We start from the raw sequence: 3,525 nt of genomic DNA on the forward strand, positions 1-3,525 counted from the left end.
CGGCGGCTTGCTTGGCACGCGGTCAGTATCGCATCGACGGCGCGCCCTGGAGCAGGGCGCGCCTTCGAGCCGTCCAGAACCCTCGGACCTGCGGGTCAGCCCTCGTGGGTCTCTTCGTCGTGGTGATCGTCATCCTCGGGGTCCACGTACTTGGCCGCCTTGGCCTTCCGCTCGAGCCCGACGGTCACGTCCGGCACCTCGGACTGCAGGCCGCGGTCGGTGCGCTGGTAGCCGGTGGACGGCGGACGCTTGGGCAGCTTCAACGCCGGCCGCTCCACCTTCTCATACGGAATGGACGCCAGCAGATGCGCGATCATGTTGATCCGCGCCCGCTTCTTGTCCTCCGACTCCACCACATTCCACCGTGCCTCCGGAATATCGGTGTGCACGAACATCTCATCCTTGGCCCGCGAGTAGTCCTCCCACCGGGTCAACGATTCGAGATCCGTCGGCGACAACTTCCACTGCCGCATCGGATCGGTCAACCGCGACTTGAACCGCTTCTCCTGCATCTTGTCCGACACCGAGAACCAGTACTTACGAAGAATGATCCCGTCCTCGATCAGCATCCGCTCGAAGATCGGACACTGCCGCAGGAAGCGCCGATGCTCCGCGGTGCTGCAGTACCCCATCACCCGCTCCACACCGGCCCGGTTGTACCACGACCGATCGAACAACTTGATCTGACCAGCCGACGGCAGATGCTGGATATACCGCTGGAAATACCACTGCGACTGCTGCCGCTCCGTCGGAGCCGGCAACGCCACCACCTGCGCGATCCGCGGACTCAAATACTCCGTGATCCGCTTGATCGCACCACCCTTACCCGCAGCATCACGCCCCTCGAACACCACCACCAGCCGCTTACCCTCGGTACGCAGCCATTCCTGCATCTCCACCAGTTCCGACTGCAACCGCAGCAACTCTGCCTCGTAGAGCTCGTTATCCAACTTTGGAAGTTTCGCCATGGGCGTATCGTGCCGTATCCGGCCGCGGCCCACCAGCACTCAATCCAAATCGCGTTCGGTTCCGTGCGAAGCCTCGGCCTCGGGCTCGGGCGTCCGCAGGAAGGCGATGGCCACGATGGCCAGCAGCCAGACCGCTCCGGCACCGATGAAGGCCAGGTGCGAGCCGTACAGAAGGCTCGCCTCGACCCCGGCCCCGGTCTGTCGCCGAGCCTCGGACTGGGTGGCGAAGACCGTCACGAACACGGCGGTGCCCAGGGCTCCGGCGAGCTGCTGCACGGTGCCCACGATCGCCGAGCCGTGGGTGTAGAGCTGCCGGGGGAGCGAGCCCAGGGCGATGGTGAACAACGGGGTGAACATGAAGGCGAACGACGCACTCATCGCCATGTGGCAGACCAGCACCAGCCACCACTGGGTGTCCGGCGCGATGGTCGACAGCACCCAGAACACGCCGGCCACCAGCACCGAGGCGGGCAGCATCAGCGGCCGGGCGCCGACCCGGTCGTAGAGCCGTCCGACGATCGGGCCGAGCACGCCCATCAGCAGGCCGCCGGGAAGCAGGATCAGCCCCACGCTCAGCGCGGGCAGGTGCAGGGCGCGCTGCAACAGCAGCGGCAGCATGATGATGGTGCCGAACAGCGCCATCATCGCCAGTGCCATCACCACGACGCTGATCGTGAACGCACCGTGCCGGAAGGCGCGCAGGTCGAGCAGGGCGCGGTCGCTGCGGGCCAGCAGCAGCTGCCGCCAGAGGAAGGCGATCAGGGCGGCGATGGCGATCGAGAACACCGTGGCCAGTTCGGCCGCCGGGGCGCCGGTGTCGCCGATCAGGCTGAGCCCGTAGACCAGGCCGCCGAAGCCGAGCACGGTGAGCGGGATCGAGAGCACGTCGAGAGGGACCCGGACCGGCTCATTGACGTTGGCGATTCGCAGCGCCCCGCCGATCAGCATGGCCAGGCCGATCGGCACCATCAACGCGAAGACGCCGCGCCAGCTGCTGAACTGCAGCACCACCCCGGCCAGGGTCGGGCCGAGCGCGGGCGCCACGGAGATGACCAGTGAGATGTTGCCCATCACGGCCCCGCGATGCGCGGGGGGCACCAGCTGCATGATCGTGGTCATCAGCAGCGGCATCATGATCGCCGTTCCGCTCGCTTGGACGATCCGTCCGGCCAGCACCAGTGCGAAGGTCGGGGCGACTGCGCAGACCAGCGTGCCGGCGGTGAACAGGCTCATCGCAAGGATGAACGCGGCGCGGGTCGGGATCCGTTCGAGCAGCCACCCGGTGATCGGGATGACCACTGCCATGGTCAGCATGAAGGCGGTGGTCAGCCACTGCACCGTGCGCTCGTCGACGTGCAGGTCGGTCATCACCGAGGTGAGGGCGACGTTCAGCGCAGTCTCGTTGAGGATCACGACGAAGGTCGCCACCAGCAGGATGGTGATCACGGACCGGTCCCTGGCCGCCAGCCAAGGCGCCTCGGTCACCCGCTCGGTCTTACTCATCTCCACCTTCCCGTTGGCAGCCGAGCAACCCTACGTGGTGCGGAGTGCGGCACCAAATCGGCGGGCGCGGCCGATCGGTCAGGATCGGAGAAGTCACCCGGACGTCCGGTGTCTAGCCTCTGAGTCATGACAATTGCCGTTTCCCGCTGTTTCGTCGCGGTGACCGAGACCGAACCCGCGCTCAGCTTCTACCGGGACCTGCTCGGGCTGGAGGTGATCAACGACGTGGCCAACGGCGAGCACCGCTGGATCACCCTGGCGGCACCGGGGCAGTCGGATTTCTCGATCGTGCTGAGCAACTACCTCGCCGACGCGCCGTCCGACACTGAGGTGCTCCGGGGATTGCTGGCCAAAGGAGCGCTGAGCGCGGCGCACTTCCGCACCGACGACCTGGACGGCCTCTTCGCCCGGCTGAGCCAGGCCGGCGTCGAGGTGCTGGAGCAGCCGACCGATCAGTTCTGGGGCGTGCGCGACTGCGCGGTGCGGGACCCGTCCGGCAATGTGGTCAGGATCGACCAGGCCTGACCGGCCAGGTTGTCCCGGAGATCTGCTGAGCCAACGCGCCCCACGCGGATCGGCTTCGCGCAGGCCCCCACCCCAAAGGGTCGATTCGGCAGATCCAGGGAGCAGCCAGGGACCGGTCTGGGATCTGCCCGCCTACAGTTGACGGTACGTGAACTGCAACGAGACAAGGAGGAACAGCAATGTTGAGTTGGGGATTCCTGGGCTGGATCATCCTCGGCGGCATCGCCGGATGGATCGCCAGCAAGATCATGAAGACGGACGCCTCGATGGGCATCCTGATGAACATCATCGTCGGAATCGTCGGTGGCCTGCTGGGTGGATGGATCCTGAGCGCGTTCAACGTGAACGTCGCGGGCGGCGGGCTGATCTTCAGCATGCTGACCGCGATCGGCGGCGCGGTGTTGCTGCTGTGGCTGATCGGCCTGGTCAGCGGCAGACGTCGAGCCTGACCCAGACGACAAGGGCCGGCACCCCCGAGGGGGTTGCCGGCCCTTTCGCACGCGGCGACGATGGTGCGATGACAGACAGC

4 protein-coding genes are annotated in these 3,525 nt (G+C 66.5%); 2 read left to right on the forward strand and 2 right to left on the reverse strand.

The window, feature by feature from the left end; translation table 11 throughout:
* Positions 1 to 95: 95 nt before the first annotated feature.
* Complete coding sequence (gene ppk2, locus AAFP05_RS00300; RefSeq protein ID WP_341727851.1) at positions 96 to 968, reverse strand: polyphosphate kinase 2; 873 nt, start codon at positions 966 to 968, stop codon at positions 96 to 98.
* A 39-nt stretch (positions 969 to 1,007) separates the two neighbouring features.
* A complete protein-coding gene (locus AAFP05_RS00305) occupies positions 1,008 to 2,471 on the reverse strand; it encodes an MDR family MFS transporter (protein ID WP_341727852.1) in 1,464 nt (487 codons plus the stop codon).
* A 126-nt stretch (positions 2,472 to 2,597) separates the two neighbouring features.
* On the opposite strand from AAFP05_RS00305, the gene AAFP05_RS00310 reads away from it, so the two are divergent.
* Entirely contained in the window at positions 2,598 to 2,996 is a 399-nt protein-coding gene (locus AAFP05_RS00310; protein WP_341727853.1) for a VOC family protein, read from the forward strand.
* Between the two features lie 179 nt (positions 2,997 to 3,175).
* Entirely contained in the window at positions 3,176 to 3,445 is a 270-nt protein-coding gene (locus AAFP05_RS00315; protein WP_341727854.1) for a GlsB/YeaQ/YmgE family stress response membrane protein, read from the forward strand.
* The last annotated feature ends 80 nt before the right edge of the window (positions 3,446 to 3,525 follow it).

This window comes from Brooklawnia sp. (assembly GCF_032229645.1).
Taxonomy (GTDB): domain Bacteria; phylum Actinomycetota; class Actinomycetes; order Propionibacteriales; family Propionibacteriaceae; genus Brooklawnia.